This is a genomic window from Rhizobium sp. P44RR-XXIV, assembly GCF_001999485.2.
Classification (GTDB): domain Bacteria; phylum Pseudomonadota; class Alphaproteobacteria; order Rhizobiales; family Rhizobiaceae; genus Rhizobium.
This window is the reverse complement of record NZ_MPVZ02000016.1, coordinates 1-1,584: the sequence shown is the minus strand read 5'-3', so window position 1 is coordinate 1,584 and position 1,584 is coordinate 1. Positions and strand designations below refer to the sequence as shown.

At 56.2% G+C, this 1,584-nt stretch carries 2 protein-coding genes; one reads left to right on the top strand and one right to left on the bottom strand.

The window, feature by feature from the left end:
• Positions 1–54 precede the first annotated feature (54 nt).
• Positions 55–1,017, top strand: a complete 963-nt coding sequence (locus BSK43_RS35360) for a hypothetical protein (RefSeq protein WP_205910574.1) — start codon at positions 55–57, stop codon at positions 1,015–1,017.
• Between the two features lie 263 nt (positions 1,018–1,280).
• Here the strand turns inward: BSK43_RS35360 and BSK43_RS35355 are convergent.
• Positions 1,281–1,584 (bottom strand): hypothetical protein (locus BSK43_RS35355; protein ID WP_205910573.1); only part of this gene is annotated, 304 nt, incomplete at its 5' end.

Genomic DNA, 1,584 nt, shown 5'->3' with positions numbered 1-1,584 from the left:
AACGCATTTGCTGGTATGCGCCCCTTATGACGCTGCCGGCCAAGGATTGACTTGATGGATACGCAACAACTGACCCAAGGCCTGCGGCAGGCTTTTTTCGCGGAAAGCCACCGCATCGTCTTCTGGTACGACCCTGAGCAGAGTTTTGTGAGCGAGTTGGGGCAGCTCGATCTGCCCGATGTTCAGGTGCTGAACATGCAGGGCGAGTCCACCTTCGGCATCAAACTCAAGCTGGAGCTTGAGGATACCGAGGGCAAGTACCTACTGTACTTCCCCTGTGCCGAGCCGGATGCCAATGATGATTGGCTGCTGGATATCAAGTTGTACTCGCGCAGTTTTTATGCGGACAAGGTCTCTCTGATCTTCAACGACCTGGGCCTGCAACAGCAGAGTTTGCGCGAGCACCTTGCTGCTCGTGAGCGCTTCCTCTGCAACAAGAATCGCTTGGCCAGCCTGAAACGATTGATCCAGCCAAGCGACACTGAACAGGCGTTGGATCTGGCCATGATAGCCGTGGTTTTGGGGGCCAACGCCTGTGACATCATGGCGCTACTCTGCACCATGGCAGGGGTAATGGTAAGTGATGACCTAGGCCTGGAGCAGAATCCGCCGGTTATCGATGAGCTGTACAAATTCGGCCTAATGCCGGCGCTGCTCCAGGCACTGCGAGATGAGGTTGGCTACCCGGCCAGTGTTGAGGAAATCAATGGCGAAAAGCCGTTCAGCTTCGGACATTTCCTGATTCGTCTGCTGGCCACCGGCTTCTGCGAAAGTATCGGCGACATCCCAAGCTGGGCTTCTGCGATTGCCATCCCGTCTGCCAATGCTCGGGCGACTTCTCGGGCGCTGCTTTCGCGTTGGAGGGATAGCTCGCGTTACTACAAGGCTTACGATGAAATATCCAGCTGGGTCGCCGAGGCTCTGCATATCGGGCAGAAGATCGGTGAGATTCCGTTGGAAACGCTGGCCAATGTAGCCACCTTCGAGGCCGTGGAGCGCAGATCATCGTCGATCTAAGTAAGGCCATCCCGGAGTCGGATCCGCGAGACCTAAGCCTGTTCTCGAAGATCATCTCCGAGCGCTTGGATAACTACTGGGCCTCGCGTCACAAGACGACGAGATCCGCCGCAGTACCGCCTGCTTTACTCCGCACTGTCAGCGGCAATTGATCTGTTCAGCCTGCGTCAGCAGTATGCCGCTGGGTTCCACTTTGCCAGTACCGAAGCAATCTACAAGGCCTATGAAAGCGAGCTGTATCGCTTTGACAGGGCTTACCGCCACTATTTGCGGCTTCCCAGCGCGCTCATGTAGAGCTGCTGAAGAAGCTCGATGAAGCTGTCGAGCAATGTTACGCCTACTGGTACCTCGACCAACTGGGCCGAAGCTGGGGCGACAAGGTAGAGGCCGAGCAACGGCTGGAGCACTGGAAGATCGCCGGAGTGCCCAACCAGCAGAACTTCTTCGATCATTGGGTGCTGCCACAATTTGGGAAGAATCGCAGTAAACGCCTGGTGGTGATCATCAGCGACGCCTTCCGTTACGAGGCTGCGGTTGAATTGCGTGACCGCATCAATGAGAAACGCT

Excerpts from the sequence above, each read along its gene's own strand:
- BSK43_RS35360 (WP_205910574.1), top strand. The coding sequence starts at position 55 with ATGGATACGCAACAACTGACCCAAGGCCTGCGGCAGGCTTTTTTCGCG.